Origin of the sequence: Zhongshania aquimaris, assembly GCF_019312595.1 — a bacterium.
In the GTDB taxonomy this organism is placed as follows: domain Bacteria; phylum Pseudomonadota; class Gammaproteobacteria; order Pseudomonadales; family Spongiibacteraceae; genus Spongiibacter; species Spongiibacter aquimaris.
Window position 1 is genome coordinate 134,899 of the sequence record NZ_JAHWDQ010000002.1, and the last position, 20,155, is coordinate 155,053.

17 protein-coding genes are annotated in these 20,155 nt (G+C 49.2%); 9 read left to right on the forward strand and 8 right to left on the reverse strand.

Features of this window, described 5'->3' with window-relative positions:
- Positions 1-38 precede the first annotated feature (38 nt).
- From KXJ70_RS09415 to KXJ70_RS09435, 5 genes are all read right to left on the reverse strand, one after another.
- Positions 39-674 carry a hypothetical protein gene (locus KXJ70_RS09415; RefSeq protein WP_219043255.1) on the reverse strand — a complete coding sequence of 212 codons (636 nt, stop codon included), beginning with the start codon at positions 672-674 and terminating at the stop codon, positions 39-41.
- Positions 675-688: 14 nt separating this feature from the next.
- Positions 689-1,705 carry a 5'/3'-nucleotidase SurE gene (locus tag KXJ70_RS09420; RefSeq protein WP_219043256.1) on the reverse strand — a complete coding sequence of 339 codons (1,017 nt, stop codon included), beginning with the start codon at positions 1,703-1,705 and terminating at the stop codon, positions 689-691.
- 277 nt (positions 1,706-1,982) lie between these two features.
- Complete coding sequence (locus KXJ70_RS09425; RefSeq protein WP_219043257.1) at positions 1,983-3,137, reverse strand: helix-turn-helix domain-containing protein; 1,155 nt, start codon at positions 3,135-3,137, stop codon at positions 1,983-1,985.
- Positions 3,138-3,278: 141 nt separating this feature from the next.
- Positions 3,279-5,387, reverse strand: a complete 2,109-nt coding sequence (locus KXJ70_RS09430) for a PQQ-dependent dehydrogenase, methanol/ethanol family (RefSeq protein ID WP_219043258.1) — start codon at positions 5,385-5,387, stop codon at positions 3,279-3,281.
- A gap of 231 nt (positions 5,388-5,618) precedes the next feature.
- On the reverse strand, positions 5,619-6,515 hold the full coding sequence (locus KXJ70_RS09435) for a Dyp-type peroxidase (protein WP_219043259.1): 897 nt from the start codon (positions 6,513-6,515) through the stop codon (positions 5,619-5,621).
- Positions 6,516-6,651: 136 nt separating this feature from the next.
- On the opposite strand from KXJ70_RS09435, the gene gshA reads away from it, so the two are divergent.
- The 5 genes from gshA (at position 6,652) to KXJ70_RS09460 (ending at position 10,495) form a co-directional block, all read left to right on the forward strand.
- Positions 6,652-8,217, forward strand: a complete 1,566-nt coding sequence (gene gshA, locus KXJ70_RS09440) for a glutamate--cysteine ligase (protein ID WP_219043260.1) — start codon at positions 6,652-6,654, stop codon at positions 8,215-8,217.
- Positions 8,214-8,849: an acyl carrier protein phosphodiesterase gene (locus KXJ70_RS09445; protein ID WP_219043261.1), complete on the forward strand. Its 636-nt coding sequence runs from the start codon at positions 8,214-8,216 to the stop codon at positions 8,847-8,849. Before gshA ends, KXJ70_RS09445 begins: the two co-directional genes overlap by 4 nt.
- Positions 8,850-8,946: 97 nt before the next feature.
- Entirely contained in the window at positions 8,947-9,441 is a 495-nt protein-coding gene (locus KXJ70_RS09450) for a disulfide bond formation protein B (protein WP_219043262.1), read from the forward strand.
- Entirely contained in the window at positions 9,441-9,803 is a 363-nt protein-coding gene (locus KXJ70_RS09455) for a CidA/LrgA family protein (RefSeq protein ID WP_219043263.1), read from the forward strand. The genes KXJ70_RS09450 and KXJ70_RS09455 overlap by 1 nt, the downstream gene beginning before the upstream one ends.
- Entirely contained in the window at positions 9,800-10,495 is a 696-nt protein-coding gene (locus KXJ70_RS09460; protein WP_219043264.1) for an LrgB family protein, read from the forward strand. The genes KXJ70_RS09455 and KXJ70_RS09460 overlap by 4 nt, the downstream gene beginning before the upstream one ends.
- A 10-nt stretch (positions 10,496-10,505) precedes the next feature.
- Here the strand turns inward: KXJ70_RS09460 and KXJ70_RS09465 are convergent, their stop codons facing one another.
- Together KXJ70_RS09465 and KXJ70_RS09470 are read right to left on the reverse strand one after the other, a co-directional pair.
- A complete protein-coding gene (locus tag KXJ70_RS09465; protein WP_219043265.1) occupies positions 10,506-11,159 on the reverse strand; it encodes a YoaK family protein in 654 nt (217 codons plus the stop codon).
- A 67-nt stretch (positions 11,160-11,226) separates the two neighbouring features.
- Complete coding sequence (locus KXJ70_RS09470; protein WP_219043266.1) at positions 11,227-12,096, reverse strand: CPBP family intramembrane glutamic endopeptidase; 870 nt, start codon at positions 12,094-12,096, stop codon at positions 11,227-11,229.
- 200 nt (positions 12,097-12,296) lie between these two features.
- Here KXJ70_RS09470 and KXJ70_RS09475 point away from each other — a divergent pair, with 200 nt between their 5' ends.
- The 3 genes from KXJ70_RS09475 (at position 12,297) to choxAB (ending at position 16,340) form a co-directional block, all read left to right on the forward strand.
- Complete coding sequence (locus tag KXJ70_RS09475; protein WP_219043267.1) at positions 12,297-13,040, forward strand: lipoprotein intramolecular transacylase Lit; 744 nt, start codon at positions 12,297-12,299, stop codon at positions 13,038-13,040.
- Between the two features lie 158 nt (positions 13,041-13,198).
- The gene (locus KXJ70_RS09480; protein WP_219043268.1) at positions 13,199-14,698 is read left to right on the forward strand and encodes a flavin-containing monooxygenase; all 1,500 of its coding nucleotides are present in this window, start codon (positions 13,199-13,201) and stop codon (positions 14,696-14,698) included.
- Between the two features lie 10 nt (positions 14,699-14,708).
- On the forward strand, positions 14,709-16,340 hold the full coding sequence (gene choxAB, locus KXJ70_RS09485) for a cholesterol oxidase (protein ID WP_219043269.1): 1,632 nt from the start codon (positions 14,709-14,711) through the stop codon (positions 16,338-16,340).
- 7 nt (positions 16,341-16,347) lie between these two features.
- Here the strand turns inward: choxAB and KXJ70_RS09490 are convergent, their stop codons facing one another.
- The gene (locus tag KXJ70_RS09490; protein ID WP_219043270.1) at positions 16,348-17,367 is read right to left on the reverse strand and encodes an AraC family transcriptional regulator; all 1,020 of its coding nucleotides are present in this window, start codon (positions 17,365-17,367) and stop codon (positions 16,348-16,350) included.
- A 308-nt stretch (positions 17,368-17,675) separates the two neighbouring features.
- On the opposite strand from KXJ70_RS09490, the gene KXJ70_RS09495 reads away from it, so the two are divergent.
- The gene (locus KXJ70_RS09495; RefSeq protein ID WP_219043271.1) at positions 17,676-20,120 is read left to right on the forward strand and encodes a TonB-dependent receptor; all 2,445 of its coding nucleotides are present in this window, start codon (positions 17,676-17,678) and stop codon (positions 20,118-20,120) included.
- Positions 20,121-20,155: the final 35 nt, after the last annotated feature.

Sequence of the window (20,155 nt, forward strand, 5' to 3'; positions counted from 1 at the left end):
GTGCTTGCTTCAATGACGAAATATTTTAAGAAAAAAATTTATTCCTGGTAGACCCACAGATCGACAATTTCCTGATCATCGCTGGCAATTAATCTAAATACCGCCGGTTGATAATCTTTGTCGACCACCAAGACACCGTCCATGGCTAGCGGTAGATCGCAATTTGCAGTTGTAAGGCTCACCGCTAACAAACCTTCTATATCGCTTTCAAATACGTCTCCCACAAGCTGACAGTCTCCCGCATCAGCCGTTAAACTGCCGTTACTGCCGAGCGAAAATTTCATCACTTTATCGAAAGATGTATTCGTCACAAAGCTACTCGGCAAGTCAGCCAAAGCTATGCTCTGATCCAAAACCGGTGTGCTATTTATAATATTTACCACCGTGTCTGTATTAATATTTGGCACCGCCGTCCATTCGCCATTCTCCGCACGACGGTATATTTGCGTGACCTTGCCATCGCTTCCCTCAACAAAAGCAAAGCGGCTGGCGCCGTTACCTGCGTAGTATTTCCCGATAGACGGCGCCTCTTCTTCGCCCACACTAATGGTGTAACGTCCACTTTCTAGCTCATCGACGCTAAGTTTAGCCGCGCTATTTTTCTGATTCTTATCATTACATGCAACAAGAACCGAGACCGCAAGCATCAGTATTAAATAAGGTATTTTTTTCATAAATGGCACCTCAATTATTGCGACAACAAATCGCGTAAACGAAGTTGCAACCACTGCTGCCCATATTGGCTATGGTCATAGGAAAGCTGCATTGCGGTAACAGAAACGGCCGAGCTTGAAACATGCGCTTCGTCGGATGCTTGCTCGGGGCTAATTTCGGCCTCTGAAAACTTGATCGAGATACCGGGAAAAGCGTATGACCCCAAACCTTGGGATTGAGCGAATGGGTCTTGCGAGAAATCGGCAACAAATACAAACTCTAATTCCTGCGCGCTACCAATTCGCGAAAATTCAAAAGGCGTAGTCGCAGTTACAAGGTCGGGGAAATTTACATTTAACAGCATTCTCTCTGGCAACAAGGGCGCGCCAGCTGCTTTGGCAATTAGCACATCGAGTAGCTTGACGCTTAGATTTGCAATCACGCTAGAATCCGGATTATCGTCGTAATTTCCGGCTTCATCTTTTTCGCCGCTGCTATCGTGACCAGCACTTAATGCAATTGCAGGTACACCGCGGCCACCGGCAAATTGGACATTGTTTACCGTGCCAGAGGAGCTAACAATATAGCCGGTATTGCGGCCTTCATTCGGGCCGGAAAGGACTAGATCAGGATTCTTTCCCCAACGAGCTTGAGCGAGTAAATCTATGCCGTAAGCGGTAGCCATCACTGGTGTGCCATTCACGTAGTAGAAATCGCTGTAGTCATAGCCGTCACCTTCTTTAGTGACTGGCCCTGCGCCCGGATCCCCCGCTGCCGCAGCATTGTTTAAACAGGCCGTGCTCAGCGGAGTTAAGGGGCGCAAAAACTGTACCGCACCACCCATTCCACTTTGACCTTGGCAGGGTGTCGATACCAATACATCATGGCCGGCAGTCGTCAAGGCTTGGTACAAAGCCTTTACATTGCTAGTGAGTCCGTCGTCGTTTGTCAGGAGAATATTTAGTGCAGACGCTGGTGTGGTAAACGCCGTTAAGCTCGCGGCGACAACGCCAGCTGCAGCAACTTGCTTTAAGGAAGCTCGATTGTTCATAGTTTAAATTCCTATCTCGACAATTATTGTTTTAGCCCTGTGCCGATAAACTCGGCACCCGGCTTTCCCTGCTAATCGTGGAGTGGAATGCGGCCGTATACCTCTTGCTTTACAAAGAAAGAGTGCAGCACTGAGTCTTGTAAAACGGACGTGTTATTTCCAAAAAAACTATTATTATCATAGGCTTAGAAAAAGCCCAGGCGCTCTCACTTTGTAAAGCGAGAGCAACTTAACAGCGATTATTATAGATTTTTTGGCCTAAATACTGGGTTTAAGCCTAGGGTTTTGCTTTGCTTGGCAGGGCCTGTAGCATGTACTGTTTTGGTGTGTAACCCGTTGAATTTTTAAACTGCTTATAGAATGCTGACTGCGAATTGAAGCCAGACTCTAGGGCAATCGTAATTATCTTCGCCTTGGGTTGTTGAGCTAGCAGCCGAATGGCCTGCGCGACTCGGTACTCGTTTATAAATTCAAAAAAGTTTTTGTCGGCATATTGATTAATGATTTGACTTAAATGATTGGGAGGTATTTTTGCCATCTCAGCTAAATCAGAAAGACGAAGGTCATTCTTAAGATACGGCGCTCGACTTTCCATTAAGCCTTGTAAATCCTGCCAAAGCGACTGCGCTAGCGCTGGCGTCAGCGAACTTGTTTCATACTTACCAGTATTAGCACTGGGCTCGCTACGTTGTTCATCGTCTTTGCTATCAAGCTGATGCGCTTGGCCTGTAAAAATATCGGGCTGAATGACCGCGGAGAAACCGATCAAGTAGTAAATCACCACGATGCATGCGGTGTAGTATATTGAGCGCGGCCACAACTCTAAGCCGGGTAACAGCCGAATCAAACTTATCGCCAAACCCAAAATTACCAACATTAAATAGGCGCAAATAAAGATACGCAGCCAACGCAGCCCGATACGGTCCTTGTTGGAAAATTCGTTTTCTATGGCCAGGTTGTGATGTCGCGTTAGCCTCTCTGCAAAGGCTAAATAAATTACTTGTAAGGTATAAAGTAAAATTCCGAAAACAGCCAAAGGGGTTGGCGGCCAACCGCCACGCGCGCCCTCCAGGGCATTTTTATCAATGCGGATACCCTCTTTCAATAGGTATACTAATAAAATAAACGGCAGCAGTAGCAGTAAGTTTGTGGCTTTAAGCTGGTAGCTCGGGGTCACCATCTTCTTAACATAGCCAAGTAAAAAAACCACGCTACATGACGGCAACGCAATCAGTAAGAAATTGGCATTCCTGAGATCTAACCAGTGCAAATGATTAAATAGAATTGACGCTGCCGTTGTCATTTGGCAGATCAATGATACCGCCAACAAACGGTTAGCTATCTTGTAGCTGTCTTTTTTTAGAAGCAGCGCTGGAATAATAAATATACCAAGCGCCAGTGCACCTAAGGCGAGTAAGGCCGAACTATTCATGTAAGGTCAGAATTATTATTTATCGAGCGGCGAGAATCAGTGATCTTGCGATTCATGTCAACCGCCATAAATATTAACAAGCTTAAGGCTGGAATCTTTTGAACGCCGTGACAGCAAAATAACTGCCGCCACGGCGTGGCCTTATTTTCCTATTCTCAACTTCCCTTCTAGTCCGTCATTGGCCGCCGAGATAATATACGCGCGCAGCGAAGTCAGATCCGCTTTGCTTATCTGGCCCTTAAACGATGGCATACCCCGTGAGGTTAACGCGCCGTCAATCACCACCGCTTGCATCGCCTCATCAGCGACGAGTAATGGTGACCAGCGCAAGTCTGGAATAAGACCACTCGAAATCACATGGTCGCCATGACAAACCGTGCAGTTGATATCATAAATAAGTTTACCTTTGGCAATGGTGGCCGCATCCGCGGTAGAGGCAGGCGGTGTCGGTTTCACCACACTGGATTCCACCAAAGCGGGCAATTCAGCCTTTGCGCCTAACTTAAACACCATTAAGCGGCCAACGCCCGGATCGCTTTCAGCGGGAAACAGCCCACCGTAAACCAGTGCAAACACGCCACCCCAACCAGACGCCACCGCAATGTATTGCTGGCCATCTAGCTCGTAGCTAATCGGCGGCGCGACAATGCCAGTTTGGGCAAAAAAGTCCCATAGACGCTCGCCATTATCTGCGCGATAGGCAACCAGTTTGGCATCTGCATTTCCTTGGAAAACCAATCCACCTGCTGTTGACAGTACGCCGCCATTCCAAGCGCTGTTATGCTCCACCTGCCATACCGGCTTTTGGTTTACTGGGTCCCAGGCCAAAAGTCGTCCCTTTACGGAGGCCTTTACCGCTTTGAACTGCGCGATGTCGGTCGGTAAAGACGCCAATGCACTGTCAGATCCGGTATTCCAGCGGCCTTCGGTATAGGCAAAACTTTTATCATCACCATAGATAAAAGGGGTTTCCAAAACCGGAATATAGACGAGGCCGGTGCCTGGATTAAACGACATAGGGTGCCAATTGTGGCCGCCCATTGGTCCCGGCAACTGCAAGTAAGGTGCTTTGCCGCCCCAGCGCGCATCGGCAACCTCTACTGGGCGCCCAGTCTCCATATCGACATGGCTAGCCCAGTTAACCGGTACGTAATTGTTAGCCGAGAGAAGCTCTCCGGTGGCGCGGTCGATGACATAGAAAAAACCGTTCTTAGGCGCCTGCATAATGACTTTGCGCGCCGTTCCGCCGATCTCCAGTTCGGCCAAAATCATGTGTTGGGTGGCGGTGTAATCCCATGTTTCACCCGGGGTGGTTTGGTAATGCCAAACGTATTCGCCGGTATCAGGTCGCAAGGCTACAATTGACGATAAATACAGATTGTCACCACCACCGGGACTGCGAATACTTTGGTTCCAGGGCGAGCCATTGCCAACACCGACATATAGCAAATCTAGCTCGGCGTCATAGGCCATGGAATCCCAGGCGGTGCCACCGCCGCCGTACTTCCACCACTCGCCATTCCACGTTTTTGCGGCCTTGGCCATGGTGGCATTTTCAAAACCGTCTTCCGGGTTGCCGGGAACCGTATAGAAACGCCAAAGCATTTCGCCACTGTTCACGTCATAAGCCGACACGTAGCCGCGAACACCATATTCCGCTCCGCCGTTGCCAATAATAGCTTTGCCATTAACAATGCGCGGTGCGCCGGTAATGGTGTAGGGTTTGCTCTGATCTACGGTAATAACGTCCCATAACTTCTTGCCGGTTTTGGCATCGATTGCCAGTAAGCGGCCGTCAATGGTGCCGGTGATGATTTTGCCTGCGGAATACGCCACCCCGCGGTTGACCGCATCGCAGCACAAATCGGCAGCCTTGCTACGATCTACCTGGGGGTCAAATTGCCAGAGCAGCTCGCCAGATCTAGCATCGAGGGCAAACACTTTATTCCATGTTGCGGTGACATAAATAACCCCGTCAACCACCAGTGGCGTTGCCTCAATACCACGGCTCACACCTAGGTCGAAGGCCCAAGCCAGGCCCAGTTGATCGATATTTTCAGGGGTAATTTGCTTAAGAACAGAGAATCGTTGCTCAGCGTCAGTCCCGCCATGCTTATTCCACTCTTTGGCGACTACTGGCACAGCGATGACAGGCTGTGGTGGCGCTGGTGTTTTACCGCAGGCAAATAAAAACAGAGACGCGCAAACTAAAGCAGCGCTTTGCAAGGCAGGCAGATGGACCATTTTCATTATTATCCCCATGTATTAGCTGACCACTTAACAGACATGAACAATGCCAAGCAAACTGTCCCGAGTAAAGAAAATCGTGATGTGGCGCAGCAACAAGCGACGCACTGAACCAGTCAATATCATGTTGAAGAAGAACTAGGTATTCTCGAAGGGCATGGTGACAAATTGCAGGCAAAAAAAGAGCGCTCATAAGAGCGCTCAAAAATACCTAGAGTAGGAGACTTCAAATGATTAGAGAGACCCAATTGCAGAAAGTTCACCGGCCGATGGAGCAAACCAATAGTTTCCGGTGACGGGAGTGGAAAAATCCGTTAAATGGTCGTAAATTCCATCGCCGCTAACGCCGAACATACTCTGCAAGATATGGTCAAATCGCCGAATATCGCAACTAAAGGCCAGAAAATACAAGCCATGTTCCAATACACCACCATAGGGCACACTGCGCCGGTACAACTTTTGCGACACCCCATTTATTTTGACATCGCTGCGGCTAACATGGGAATTTTCCGGCATATGCTCATCGTCCAGCTCGATACTGTCGGGCTTGGTACGGCCAATTACCGCCTCTTGTTCTGACTGGCTCAAAGCGTGAAACGAACTCAGATTGTGTACCCATTGCTGACTCAAGACGAAGCTACCACCGGCACCGGCCTCACCTTCCGGTATCAGTGCAACAAGCTGCTGACCGCGACCCGTCGGGTTTTCGGTGCCGTCAATGAAGCCAGACAGGTCCCGCGAATCTTTGTACAAAAAGCCGATTTTCTCCAGCCGTAAAATGGCAACCGACGCCAGCGCCGTGCTTGCCGCCATGGCGGCATCAAAATTGGCACTGTGATTTTCACCGTGCACCCACAGTAGAATACTTTGCTGGGTTGCCGGCGCTATTCGCTTACCCTCACCAACCGCCACAAAGGGCTTTAAGTCGGCCGGACAAACACCGGGGGCAATACTGCGCCAACAATCGGCGCCGAACGCCCACACTTTATTTACCCCCGCGTCACTCAAGGCAATTGCCTTCGCTAAGGCCTCTTTAAGCTGGGCGGTGCTTACACCGTCAATCAGTTTATATTCCAAAAAGAAATGGGAATGACTTCCCTCAACAAAAATACCGGCCTGCGGTTCTGACATTATCAATCTCCTTATTCAGCCCTCTTTTTTAGCAGTAGCTGATAAACATAACAATCCCATCATTTACAATGCTTGTTCGCAAACCTACACAGATTTACACTTAGCGGCCTTTTCATGCTCCGCCGAGGACGCAACTTTGGCCACATCGCTAGAACAAAGACTGGCATTTTTTGCAGCCGCTCCGAAACTACCACTTTTACTACAAATCCAGCGCGGCATAGAGAAGGAGAGCCTGCGGGCAGACCAGAATGGCATATTAGCGCAAACCAGCCATCCCGACGCGTTTGGTTCAGCGCTGACCCACCCATCTATTACCACGGATTTTTCTGAAGCCCTGTTGGAATTCATCACGCCGGTCAGTAACTCCATTGAAGACACCTTAAACGAATTAGACGCCATTCACCGTTTTGCGGTCAGTGAGCTGGGCGACGAAACGATTTGGAATGCCAGCATGCCCTGTCGCCTGGGTGAAGACGAAGACGCCATTCCCGTCGCCCGCTACGGCAGCAGTAATACCGCTACCATGAAAAGTCGGTATCGACTCGGGCTGGGCCATCGCTATGGTCGCAAGATGCAAACCATCGCTGGTATCCACTACAATTTTTCGCTACCTAAATCTGTCTGGCAGGAATTGCACGCGGCGGAGAACAGCGAGCTGCCGCTCAAAACTTACATCACCAATAATTACTTTGGCATGATCCGCAACTTCCGTCGCTACGCGTGGCTCCTGATTTATTTATTTGGCGCCGCGCCGGCGGTGTCGCGCTGTTTCTTAAACGGTAAACCACATCAACTCGAGCCGCTTGGTGAGTACACACTTTATGGCCCGCACGCGACATCACTGCGGATGGGTGACTTGGGCTACCAAAGTGACGCCCAGAAAAACCTGCATATTTGTTACAACCATTTAGATTTCTACGTTGAAACCCTGCGCGGCGCCATCACCACCTCCCACAGCGACTACGAAAAGATTCCAAAAGAAGAGCAGTTATCTTCTGGCTTGCTACAAATCGAGAATGAATTTTACAGCCCTATTCGCCCCAAGCGTGTCACCGAAAGCGGCGAAATACCCCTAGGTGCGCTGCGCCGCGGTGGCGTGGAATATATCGAAGTGCGCTGTATAGACGTAAACCCCATGTTGCCGGTCGGTATCAATGCCGAGCAAATCCGATTCATCGACGCCTTTTTACTCTATTGCCTCTACCAAGATAGCCCCAAGTGCGACGACGACAATAACGCTGAGATTAGCAGCAATCTGCTAAGCGTCGTTAACCGCGGGCGGGAACCCAATCTTGAGCTAAACCAGCACGGCAGCCCGCGAACGATGACAGCCTGGGCGGAAGAATTGATTGTCGATATTAGCCGCATTGCCGAACAACTCGACAAGGCACATAAGACCGACAGCTATACCCAAAGCTGCAAGGCACAGCTTGCCAAAGTACATGACGTCAGCTTAACGCCGTCGGCACAAATTGTGACCGCGCTTGAGCAGCGCCACGATACCTACTACCACTATGCAATGGAGCAATCATTGCAGCACGCCGCGGCATTCCGTGAACGCGGACTCAGTACCGAAGAGCAGCAGCGCTTTACGGCAATGCGCGAAACCTCAGTGGCGGCACAGGCTAAGGTGGAAGCCGAGCAGCAGGAAAGCTACGACGAGTATCTGAGTCGCTTTTATCAGCAATATCAGGATCTGTGAACTACCTCGCCCACTTCCATTTAGCCCAGCAGCTAGCAAGCCGCTGCGGCTTAGCTGAGCGCGGCGCCATGCAGCAGGGCTTGCTGATTGGCGGTTTATTAGGGGATTTTGTAAAAGGCCCGCTGCGGGGCAATTACCCTGCAACCTGGGAAGTGGGTATTCGCCTTCACCGCCGTATCGATGCTCTAACCGACAGCCATACCTTAGTCAGCGAGTGTTTAGACAAGCTGCCAGCGGATTACCGCCGCTATGGCGGCATTATGCTGGACGTCTGCTTTGATCACTGCCTAAGCCTGCGCTGGGACCAACATCATTCAACTTCACTCAACAGTTTTACCCAAGGTTGTTATCAGCAAATACTCCCTGACAAAGACCACTATCCCACCGCGGCCAGGCGCCAAATTAGTTTTTTAGCGGAATATGACGTCCTGACAAAAATGGCAGACTGGGACAATATAGAAGCCATGCTTGGCCGGATCGCTAAACGCGTTCCCCGCGAAAATCCATTGAGCTATTGCGGCGCGGAGCTCGCGCGCTTGCTGCCATTTATCGACCAACAATTTCTAGCCTTATACCCCGCCTTACAAGATCAGTTATTCGAAGAATTTAATGCGTCTTTAGGGCTTGAATGAATAATCGCAATGGGCACTTTGCGCGGCGACTAAGGTCGTACTTGTCAGCAATTACGCAATCCCCTACTGTATGGCGCTTACCGTGAGAGAATACACTATGTCATTAACGCCCCGTTGGATTTATGCCTTTATTGTTGCCAGCTGTTGCGCATTATTAGGCTATGCACTTTACACCCAGTACGTAGATGGCTTGCACCCCTGCCCACTATGTATTACCCAACGCGCTTTTTTTGTTCTCATCGCCCTCGTGGCCTTAATTGCACTGATTACCAATCCCCACCAAAAAGGTCGCTATGTCGCCACCGCCTTTATGCTGTTATCGAGTATTGCAGGTGGGTCAGTCGCCTATCGCCAAGTGTGGCTGCAAAGCCTGCCACCAGATCAAGTGCCCGCATGCGGTCCGAGCTTAGAATATATGTTCAGCAACCTGCCGTTTGGCGAAGCCTTTAGCACGTTGATGCTAGGCGATGGCAACTGCGCTGAAGTCGTGTGGACGCTATTCGGGTTGAGCATGCCCAACTGGTCTATGTTTGCGTTTATCGGACTAGGCTTAGCCGCTATCGCCAGCGCGCTGCCAATGATAAAACGCTAATGCTGGCTGGGTTTCTAACGCTAATTGGCTGCCAACTACTGGGTGAATTTATCCAGCGCGCACTCGACTTGCCGCTGCCCGGCCCGGTAATTGGCATGCTGCTACTTTTCATTGGCTTGTGCATCCGAGGCGATGTGCCAAAAGATTTAGAAACCGGTAGTCAGCGATTAATCGAACTTCTACCCATGTTACTGATGGCTCCCGCCGCCGGCGTGTTTTTCTTGGGCGCCGGCTTTGCCGACCAATGGCCGGCATTTATTGCCGCCGTCACCTTGGGCACCGTCTGCACCTTGGTTTTTTGTGGATTATTAATTCGTTTCTTACATGGCCGAATAGTCAGCAATCGGAATAACCGAGTATGAGCGAGCTATTGCACGGCCCATTGTTTGCGATCACGCTAACCTTATTGGCCTATCAAGGGGCCTTATTTTTATATACTCGGAGTCGCCGTCTAGCGTTGTTCCATCCCACTATTAGTGGCGCAACATTAATCGCTTTGGCACTATTCCTGCTGCAACAGGATTATCACGACTACTATAAAAATATAAATTGGCTTACCTTTTTATTAGGCCCAGCCACCGTCGCGCTGGCCGTTCCTCTCTATCGACAACTCCATCTCTTACGCAATATGGCGGGACCCCTGCTCATCACCGTCACCGTCGGCGCTGTTTTCGCATCAGCCTCTGCGCTTATCATCGCCTGGCTTTTTGGCGCCAATCACAGCACCTTGCTATCGCTCACCACCAAATCCATAACCACCCCCATCGCCATCACCGTCACCCAAGACATTGGTGGTGTTACCACCATTGCCGTAGCCTCCGTTATTCTCACTGGGGTTGTGGGGATCACCACGGTGACTTGGCTATTTGAAAAACTGAATATTCAAGATGATCGCTTGTGGGGATTTTGTCTCGGACTGTCAGCCCATGCTATTGGCACCTCAAGAGCCTTTGAGCGCAGCGCCGTAGCCGGTGCTTTCTCAAGTTTAGCGCTGTGCTTAACTGGCACATTCACTGCGATATTTGTGCCCTTCGCGGCACAATGGTTTATGTAATTAAGCCGCTTTAACTTTTTAAATACGCTCGGTAAGCCGCCGCTAAAATCAAGCAAATACACCCTGGCACCCACAGCGCTTGAAAGCTATACGAAATAAATAGGTAGCCACCAAGAGTACCGCCAAGTACAAATCCCACAATAATATGCGCAAAAAGCATTGCCTTTCTTTTATCAAGTCTCTCTCCTTTAAACCCAGAACCGAGCATAAGACCGAGGTCAGTAAAAATGCCGGTTAGATGGGTTGTACGGATTACCGCGCCACTGTAGGTAGTCGCCAAACCATTCTGAATACCGCAGGCCAATGACGCTGCTAGCTGACCGGAAAAATAGCCTTTTGACAAAAAAAATAAGGCGACAAAAATAAACATCGCCTCTAAAAAAAGCGCAATATCGTAGCGACGCCCGAGTTTTAATTGCCCGCCATGTAGTATAAATCCAGATATCGACGCACCAGTAAAAAACGCAAATAACACCGCCGCTAAATGCAGAGTGTTTTCAAAGGAATCACCCAAGAAACTGGTGCCAAGTAAGGTCGCTGTACCGGAGAGGTGTGACACAGACTGATGCTGAAATCCCAATAATCCTATCGCATTAATACATCCAGCAACTAGTGCTAAAACAAATGCGCCGTACTCAATCCACCGAGGTAGTTTAGATATCAAGATTATCTCTCTTCTACGAATGACGTGGAACTTGCTTACCCTATCTTCGAACCGATAATTAAAAATTCTAAAACGGCCACATTATTTCCGGAAGTCGCCCTTGCTGAACTAAAGACGCGACATCCATCCCCACCGCGACACCGGCGTGGACAAAAAAACCACCCCAAATAGAACGCGACCGCAAAGCCAATATGCCGAGAAACAAACCAAAAGAGATGGCGCCAAATGCCTCTGGCCACAGCTTAGGAAAGTGGATCATTAAATAGGGCACGCACATTATCCACACCGCATTTGCGCCAATGGCAGGCCGCAGGGCTTGCAGAAAAAACCCACGGAAGAAAAACTCCAAACAAATAAACTGTGTTAAGTACAGTAATTCCCAGGCGATAAAATCAAACCAACTTCGACCGGCTTGCTTATAGAATGGATAGTGGGCCAAAAAATCTCGGTTGAATGAGGCAATAACAATAAAGATCAATATCGGCGACAACAGCAATACATAAGCTCGCCAATGCTGCGATGTTTCATTCCAGCGCCAACCGAAATTCAAGATTTTGTCGCGGAACAAATATCTTATTACTAGCGCCGGAATAAGCACATAGCCAACAATATGCCACAATGTCCACCAGGCATAACTAGCCAGTTCCAGAAAACCCGTTTTGCGCAAGATTAGATATAAATGGTTGGGGGGTTTTTCTAATGTGCCACTGAGTATTTTTAATGACTCAGTAAAGACGCTGGAATATTTTAGATAGTGAATTAGCAATAGACACAAAGACACGCAAGCAAGAACCGTGAATACTCGGCGTAGGGCCTGCGGCCGGTTTAAGCTATAGCTAGGCGCCGACGCATCGATCTCATCCAATAGTTGCATTACTCGCTTGGGATGCAAACTTTGGATTAACCCGATTCGACTATGCTGCTTTGTCTTGTCCATTAATAACCCGCGATTAATTTGAGCACATCTATACAAGAAATTTGTGTGGCCTGTGTTAGGGTCTGTTGCCATTCACTTACACAATATCGCGTAGGGCGACGCTATTTTTCTATGATGCTATAGTTCAGCACGACATCATATAGGCAATAGTTTTTATGCTCCAAATACACAGTACATCAACATGAGAGATGCCAGCCAGGATGTCCCTGCGAAACCAAAGTATCGTCGCCATTAGAAACCTTAGCTACAGCAGCTTGGGCCTCATAATGTGTTTGTACTTAAGCTGGCACGCCTTATTGAGTGTCAACTTCTTCTATGGCTTTTGGCACGACAATATTGGCATTGCCGAAACCATTGCCGAAACCGGCCCGCAGAACCGCTATCGCAGCGGCTTTGAAAAAACCGACCGAGAACAGCGAGTCGACCTCTTTGAGCAAATTTGCACAGCAATTACCCATCAGGGCAAAGGCCTGAAAAGCATTAGCTATTCCCCGGAACCCAATACAGCTATACCGCTGCTTCACAAGGCAGAGATAGTTCATCTTCAGGATGTTGCTAATCTCATCAGTGTCACCCAAAACCTCGAACCTTATCTTTTTATACTGTGGATAATTCTACTTGCCGCATTTTTTGCCAAGTCGTGGCCGCTGCCAACGTACCGGCAACTGCTAGCGGTAAATTCTGTATTAATCATTGGCCTTAGCGGCGCGGTGTTAGCGATCGGCTGGGTTGAAGTTTTCTATGCGGCGCACCGCTGGATTTTCCCAGACGATCACCAGTGGTTCTTTTTCTACCAAGACTCCCTCATGTCGACAATGATGCAAGCGCCCGACTTGTTCTTGTATATCGGCATAAGTATGTTCGCTTTGGCTGTCATCGCTTTTATTTCAATACACGAAGGCCTAAAACGGATACCGCAGCAGAAATTAACCACTAGCGATTAACTCCGCGCTCCGCCTCCGTATCACCTCAACCACAAGACGCTGCACATGTCCGAAATTCAACAGCGCGTGTCCGGCCGCCTCATAGAAACCCCTGCCCGTCTCTGTAAAATTGCAACACTCGATTTTCTTAGCGCTCACAAAAATAACAGAGGCTCTCTATGGCCACGACAAGTTCAAACTCCGATGCAGGCATTACCAGCACTAGAATATTAATTATCGGAACCGGTTTCGCCGGGCTGGGCATGGCAATCCGCTTACAGGAAATGGGCATCGATGATTTCATTATTATCGAGCGCGCCAACGATGTGGGTGGCACCTGGCGAGACAATCGCTATCCTGGCGCGGCCTGCGATGTACCTTCACATTTGTACTCCTTTTCCTTTGAACCCAACGCTGACTGGTCGCGGGTTTATCCTAGCCAACCAGAATTAGAGACATATTTACAAAAGGTCGCAAACAAGTATCAGCTGCGTCCACATATTCGCTTTAATCATAATTTGCGCGAAGCGCGCTTTGACGACGCTAGTGGCCGTTGGCTTGTGCGCAGCAGCGGCGGGGATTTTAGTGCACGCTTCGTGATTAGCGGCAATGGCGGTTTAGCAGAACCAAAACTGCCGGATATACCCGGCGTAGAAGCCTTTGCGGGTCATCATTTTCACTCCGCAAACTGGGATCACGACTACTCGCTGCCAGGCAAGCGGGTTGCGGTTATTGGCACCGGCGCATCGGCTATCCAGTTTGTACCAGAAATTGCCGGCGTACCGGCGAAATTGTCTGTATTCCAGCGCACCCCAAACTGGATAATTCCGCGCGGCGATCGTCCCTATAGCCGCATTGAAAAATGGCTTTTCAAATACATTCCTATTACACGCAAAATAGTCCGCGCCAAGATTTACTGCCAGAATGAATCGCGGGTACTGGGCATGGTGTTACACCCGTCCCTAATGAATTTATTTCGTCGTTCGGCTATTAAACATATAGAGCGTCAGGTGGCAGATCCCACACTCAGGCCCAAGCTAACGCCCGATTATCCCATTGGCTGCAAACGAATTTTGGTCTCCAATGATTGGTATCCTGCACTGCAAAAGCCGAATGTAGAAGTGGTGACCAAGGGTATACGGGAGGTTCGCGAGCACAGCATTATTACCCAGGACAATATTGAACACGAGGTGGATTGTATTATCTTCGGTACGGGTTTTTACGCCACCGACAACCCCATCGCCGCGATGATTTACGGTCGCAATGGCGAGCAATTATCGCAAACATGGCAGAACGGCGAAGAAGCGTATTTGGGTTCAAGCGTGCACGGTTTCCCTAATTTCTTTTTTATCGTAGGCCCAAATGTCACCCTTGGTCATAGCTCGATGGTATACATGATTGAGACCCAAGTTCAGGCGATTAGTCGAATACTACAAGCTTCCGATGAAAGTAATTCTGCTACGGTTGAAGTGAAATTAGACGTACAGCGAGAATACAATGAAGGCTTGCAAAAATTATTAGGTGGCTCGATATGGGCGACCGGCTGCGACAGCTGGTATAAACACCGCACGGGGAAAATAACGCAGTTGTGGCCCGGCTTTACCTTTACCTTCCGTCGTCGCAATAGAAATTTTAAGCGCTCTGACTATATATTTAGCTCACTACAAAATAACAACTAGGTGGACAATTATGGCTACTGAGTACGAGTACGATTTCGATGTCATTATTATTGGTTCCGGATTTGGTGGCAGTGTCTCGGCTCTGCGCCTTAGCGAAAAGGGTTACTCTGTTGGTGTAATGGAAATGGGCCGCCGCTGGGGCCCCGCGAATATGCCGTCCACCAACTGGAAAGTATGGGATTTTTTATGGCGACCACTTCTTGGTTTACGCGGATTTTTCAGTTTACGTTTTTTTAAACACGTCATGGTCTTGCACGGCAATGCGGTGGGAGGTGGCTCAGTAACTTATGCAAATACTTTATTGGTACCGCCGGATTCTGTGTGGTCGGATGGCAGCTGGCAGGGTTTAGACAATTGGCAGGCCGTCATGCCCGATCACTACGCCACCGCAAAACACATGTTGGGTGTGAATAAAAACCAGCGCTTTGCGGCTGCCGACCGCGCGCTAGAAAAAATGGCCATCGCGCAAGGTAGGCACGACACCTTTTACAAAACCGATGTTGGTGTTTTCTTCGGCGACGAAGACGACGTGGGCGGCGGTAAAGTGTATGCCGACCCGTATTTTGATGGTGAAGGTCCGGAGCGCTCAAGCTGCATAGGCTGCGGTAGCTGCATGACCGGTTGTGTCCACAACGCGAAAAATTCTTTAGATAAAAATTATCTTTATCTTGCTGAGAAAAAAGGCGCACGCGTTTTTGAACAAACCTGTGTTAGCGATGTACAACCACTAGACGGCAAGGAGGGTGGAACAGGCTACGCGATATTCACCCGTCACGGCACATCGCTAATCACAAAAAATACACGTCGCTTTACCGCTAAGAAAGTTATTTTTGCCGCGAGCTCCTTAGGTACACAGGAGCTTTTGTTCAAACTCAAGCAATCGGGGTCAATGCCCAATATTTCTGATGAACTTGGCAATCGCGTTCGCACCAATGCAGAATCCTTACTCGCGCTGCGCTTTCCTGGTGGTGAGGATATGTCAAAGGGTGTGGCTATCGGTTCGGGTTTCTACCTCGATCAATACACCCATATCGAAGCCACACGCTACGGCAAAGGCCACGATTTATTGAGTTTATTATTTACGCCCCTCACAGGTGGCAAGCCCGGTTTGCTTAGGCCGTTTTTATGGCTGGCGACGCTTTTAATGTCCCTGCTGCGTCATCCCATAAAAACGCTGCGTGCTTGCAACCCCTTTGGCTTCGCAAAAGAAACGATTATTTTTCTGTGTATGCAAACCGTTGATGGGCATTTAAATATGCGCTACCGCCGACCTTGGTATTTTCCCTTTACCAAGGTCTTACAAACCGAGGGCGAGCCCATCCCGTCCTTTATTCCCGCCGCGAATAAATTTGTGGCTGATAGTGCCGAACAGATGAATGGCACGGGCGCCAGTATGGTGTCGGAAATATTTTTTAATATTCCAACGACAGCTCATTGTATGGGTGGCTGCGGCATGGGTGAGTCGGCAGAGAGTGGCGTAATTGATAGCCAAAACCGCTTATTCGGATATCAAAATGCCTATGTTTGCGATGGCTCTATGCTAGGTGCCAACCTCGGCGTGAATCCCAGCTTGACGATCACTGCTCTGACTGAGCGCGCCATGAGTTTTATACCGAGCAAAGGGTCTATTGCCAGCAATTGAACAACCACTACGGCCCGCGGCCATGCTTGCGCAGTGTACCAGGCGTTTGGCCGCTCATCCGCTTATACGCTTGGGAAAAGCTAGACGCATCGGCATAACAGAGGCGCTCGGCTATTTGCTCAACGCTAAGCCTTGTGCCGGTCAGCATTTCCTCTGCGAGCGTCATCCTGATTTCGTCAACTAGCTGTCGAAATGACGTGCTCTCTGCATCCAACTTTCTGCGCAAGGTGCGCGATGTCATACACAGAGATTCGGCCACCATCTCCATATCCATCGTCATCGGCCTTTGACGCAGTAGTATGTCACGTACCTTACCAGATATTCCTTTTCGCGCCGTGCGCTTGGCAATAAGCTCCGAGCATTGCTTATCTAGCAAGCTAGCGGTGGCGCCGTTGCCAACGACTCTTGGCTCGTCCAATACACTGCGCGGAAACATCAAGGCGTTTTTAGACGCAGAGAATTCGACTCGCCCGCGGAAAAAACGCTCGTATAGATCACTGTGGGCAGGCCTCGCGTGTTTGAAGGTCACCCACTCTTCTCCAAGCTGCTGCCCCACTATTTCGCGCATAATTACCATCGCCGCGTGAATCTCTCGCTCGATGGAAAACAGGGCCACATCCGCAGGTACATCAGAGTTATCAAACACCAAACAGGCGCTGTCCCTCGCCTCTTCTACAACAAACCCAGAAAAGACAAAGGTTAGTTCCTGATAGGTTTGCGATAACTCAACGGCCTTGCGCACCGTTGGGCTGCTAGCCAAAGCAAAACCCCATATACCATAGGCAGACAGATGGTACCGCTCACCAGCATATAAGCCCAGACCGGCTAGCTCTGGTAACTCACGCTGTAAATTTCGAATGACGGCCATTTCGTCACTGGCCTCGACGACCGTTTCCGGGTTGTTCAAACTCTGTTGATTTAAACCCGTATTCAGTAGCAGGGCCGATTGCTTCGCACCGTATTCAACACCTAAGGCAACCAATATTTGGACGCTGGTTACGCTTCGGCAAAAATCCCAGGTTTTCATTATTTTTCCGGCTTTTTGGCAGCTTATTAAAATCAAGATTCACTTATTTTTCGTACACCCCTAGCTATGCAAGTCGAGGCGAATGGCGATTATGTCCGCCAGACTCCAGAAATGTCCGAATTTCTACATAGCTTATCAATTACACTGTGACTCGTATAATACTTTTTGCGATCCGGCGTCACATTTTCGACGCCATGCTCTATGCTTAAGACTTAATAATAAATACGCAGTCCTTCGACTTTAATTTAATTGGTCAGCCTAACGACCAGATTATTGTCGTCGAGACGCTGTGACTTCAGGAGTAAGCCGTGGCCCGTTCAAAACTCACCCGTCAGATATTTCTTAATACGACTCTCTGTAGCTTGACGCTGCTCACTGCCTCTTATGTGATCGCGGCACCGGCACTCGAGGAGGTGCTGGTTACCGCGCAAAAACGCAGCGAAAGCGCCCAAGACATTCCCATTGCCGTGACCGGTGTTAGTGCCGATATGCTGGACAAGCTCGGCTTTAGAAATGCCAACGATGTGTCTGCGCAAGTTCCCAATATGCAGGTCAGTGGACCCTACGGTGATGTGCAGCCAATTTTCTCTATACGCGGTGTGAGCATGTCGGATTACAGCTCTAACCAAGCCAGCCCTATTGGTGTATACGTAGATGAAGCCTACTTAGGACCCGTATATAGCCACGGTGCAAACTTCTTCGATATCGAACGTCTCGAAGTACTGCGTGGACCACAAGGCACGCTATATGGGAAAAACACCACAGGCGGCGCAATCAATATTATTACTCGCACCCCCGGATTTAGCGGCGAAGGCAGCACGTACATCAAAGGCGGTATCGGGAGCTATAACGCCACCTCACTCGAGGCCGGCACAGAGGCCGTATTAATTGACGACGTACTTGCCGCACGAATTTCAGGCAGTTTGAAGCGCGACGAAGGCTATGCTGAAGTCGTTGGCCAAGATACCAACGCGGCGCAAACCGATTTCCAAGGCCTTCGCCTCAGTCTCAACTGGATTATTAACGACAAACTAGACGCAATATTAAAAATCACCAAGTCGGGCAACGATTCCCTAAGCACGCCTGTGCGTCATGAAGCGCGCACAGATCTGCGCGGCACCGGATTAGAAGGTAACTCCAATGGTTTTATAGACTATATCGGCTATTCAAGCGGCACCCGCAACCTCGACTTTCATGAAACTGAAGCAAACCGCATCGGCGCATTGATTACCAATACCGAGCTGACGGTGTTAACCATGAATTACAACGCCGACAACTACACGATTACCTCAGTCAGCTCCTATATGGATGCCGATTACTACCAGATGGCAGACACCGATGGCAGCCCCAACGGCTTATTGGAAATCACCTGGTCTTCAGACTCTGTGAGCTTCAGCCAAGATCTACGTTTCACCTCTAATTTTGATGGCATGTTCAATATCATCGCTGGCGTTTACTACGGCAGCGAAGATTTATACATGCAAAATATTTACGACATATTCGACCAAATTCCTGATGTGAGGGTTGGTATAGCCGAGCCAGATGCTATTCCGATTTTTCCATATTTACTTGACTTTGGCATGATTGATCAGCGCCTGGAAACCAAGAAAACCACTGCAGCGGTATACACACAAATGCGCTTCGATTTTACCGCAAATTTCGGCATGGATTTTGGGCTGCGCTACACCGAAGACGACAGCACGCTCAGTTATTTAAATATTTCACGGCTTGGCAACGACGGTTCACCAAGGGGTAGCTATGTGCCTGGCAACACCACCGGAACAGACAATGCGTGGATCACATTGCCATTAACAACTTTCGATTTACAAAACCTACTCACCAATCCAACAGCGCTTACCAACTATCTGCAGGCGGGTTACACACACGGGCCCTACACACTGGATTCAGCACCAAGATTGGATGCACCAGAGCAGGAGTTCACCGGTAAACTCGGCCTCGATTATCGCTTTAACGATGACTTAATGGTCTACGGTAGTGTTAGTCGCGGTTATCGCGCCGGCAGTTATAACGGAGGTGTGTACTACCAGCCACGCCCCATCGAAACCGCTTATGCTTCACCGGAGTTTATCGACGCCTATGAAGTTGGTTTCAAGGCCGACATGGCCGAAGGCAGTGTGCGTTTAAATGGCGCGGCGTTTCTTTATGACTATACCAACCAACAATTTATCAACGTGGTCGGTATTTCTAATTTCCTAGAGAACGCCGGCGGATCTCAAATTCTGGGGGCAGAACTGGAGTTGTGGGCGCGCGTTACCGAACGCCTAACATTACAGGCCGCTGCGGGTATACTTGAAACTGAGTACACCGAGTTGTCACTTGCAAACACCCAAACTATCGCCGATCAAGAAGACCGTGTCGATCTGTCAGGAAACGAGTTAATCTCCGCGCCAAAGCTAAATGTAAGTTTCTCTGCTGACTACGACCTGCTTATTACCGAGTATGGATATTTGAGCGTAAACGCCAACGCCAACTTCCAGGACGATCAATGGTTCAGCGCTTACAACGATCAATTTGGCTATGAAAATATCCGGCAAGAGGCTTACTGGCTCTACAACGGCCGTCTAAGCTGGTATTCCAATGATGGCAGCTACAGCGTGTCGGTATGGGGTAAAAATTTATTGGATGAAGAATACGATAGCTACGCCATCAACCTACAAGCCGGTTTTGGTTTCGACTATTATCTCCCCGGTCAGCCGCGTACGTATGGGGCAGAAGTTCAGTTTAAATTCTAAAAATGTAAACTTTGTAGTAATTCAACTTCAAGAAA

What these genes read in the sequence shown, in the direction of transcription:
- KXJ70_RS09430 (WP_219043258.1), bottom strand. Translation starts at nt 5,387, where the DNA reads ATGAAAATGGTCCATCTGCCTGCCTTGCAAAGCGCTGCTTTAGTTTGC.
- choxAB (WP_219043269.1), top strand. Translation starts at nt 14,709, where the DNA reads ATGGCTACTGAGTACGAGTACGATTTCGATGTCATTATTATTGGTTCC.
- KXJ70_RS09420 (WP_219043256.1), bottom strand. Translation starts at nt 1,705, where the DNA reads ATGAACAATCGAGCTTCCTTAAAGCAAGTTGCTGCAGCTGGCGTTGTC.
- KXJ70_RS09425 (WP_219043257.1), bottom strand. Translation starts at nt 3,137, where the DNA reads ATGAATAGTTCGGCCTTACTCGCCTTAGGTGCACTGGCGCTTGGTATA.
- KXJ70_RS09460 (WP_219043264.1), top strand. Translation starts at nt 9,800, where the DNA reads ATGAGCGAGCTATTGCACGGCCCATTGTTTGCGATCACGCTAACCTTA.
- KXJ70_RS09450 (WP_219043262.1), top strand. Translation starts at nt 8,947, where the DNA reads ATGTCATTAACGCCCCGTTGGATTTATGCCTTTATTGTTGCCAGCTGT.
- KXJ70_RS09490 (WP_219043270.1), bottom strand. Translation starts at nt 17,367, where the DNA reads ATGAAAACCTGGGATTTTTGCCGAAGCGTAACCAGCGTCCAAATATTG.
- KXJ70_RS09415 (WP_219043255.1), bottom strand. Translation starts at nt 674, where the DNA reads ATGAAAAAAATACCTTATTTAATACTGATGCTTGCGGTCTCGGTTCTT.
- KXJ70_RS09435 (WP_219043259.1), bottom strand. Translation starts at nt 6,515, where the DNA reads ATGTCAGAACCGCAGGCCGGTATTTTTGTTGAGGGAAGTCATTCCCAT.
- KXJ70_RS09475 (WP_219043267.1), top strand. Translation starts at nt 12,297, where the DNA reads ATGTCCCTGCGAAACCAAAGTATCGTCGCCATTAGAAACCTTAGCTAC.
- KXJ70_RS09480 (WP_219043268.1), top strand. Translation starts at nt 13,199, where the DNA reads ATGGCCACGACAAGTTCAAACTCCGATGCAGGCATTACCAGCACTAGA.
- KXJ70_RS09455 (WP_219043263.1), top strand. Translation starts at nt 9,441, where the DNA reads ATGCTGGCTGGGTTTCTAACGCTAATTGGCTGCCAACTACTGGGTGAA.
- KXJ70_RS09470 (WP_219043266.1), bottom strand. Translation starts at nt 12,096, where the DNA reads ATGGACAAGACAAAGCAGCATAGTCGAATCGGGTTAATCCAAAGTTTG.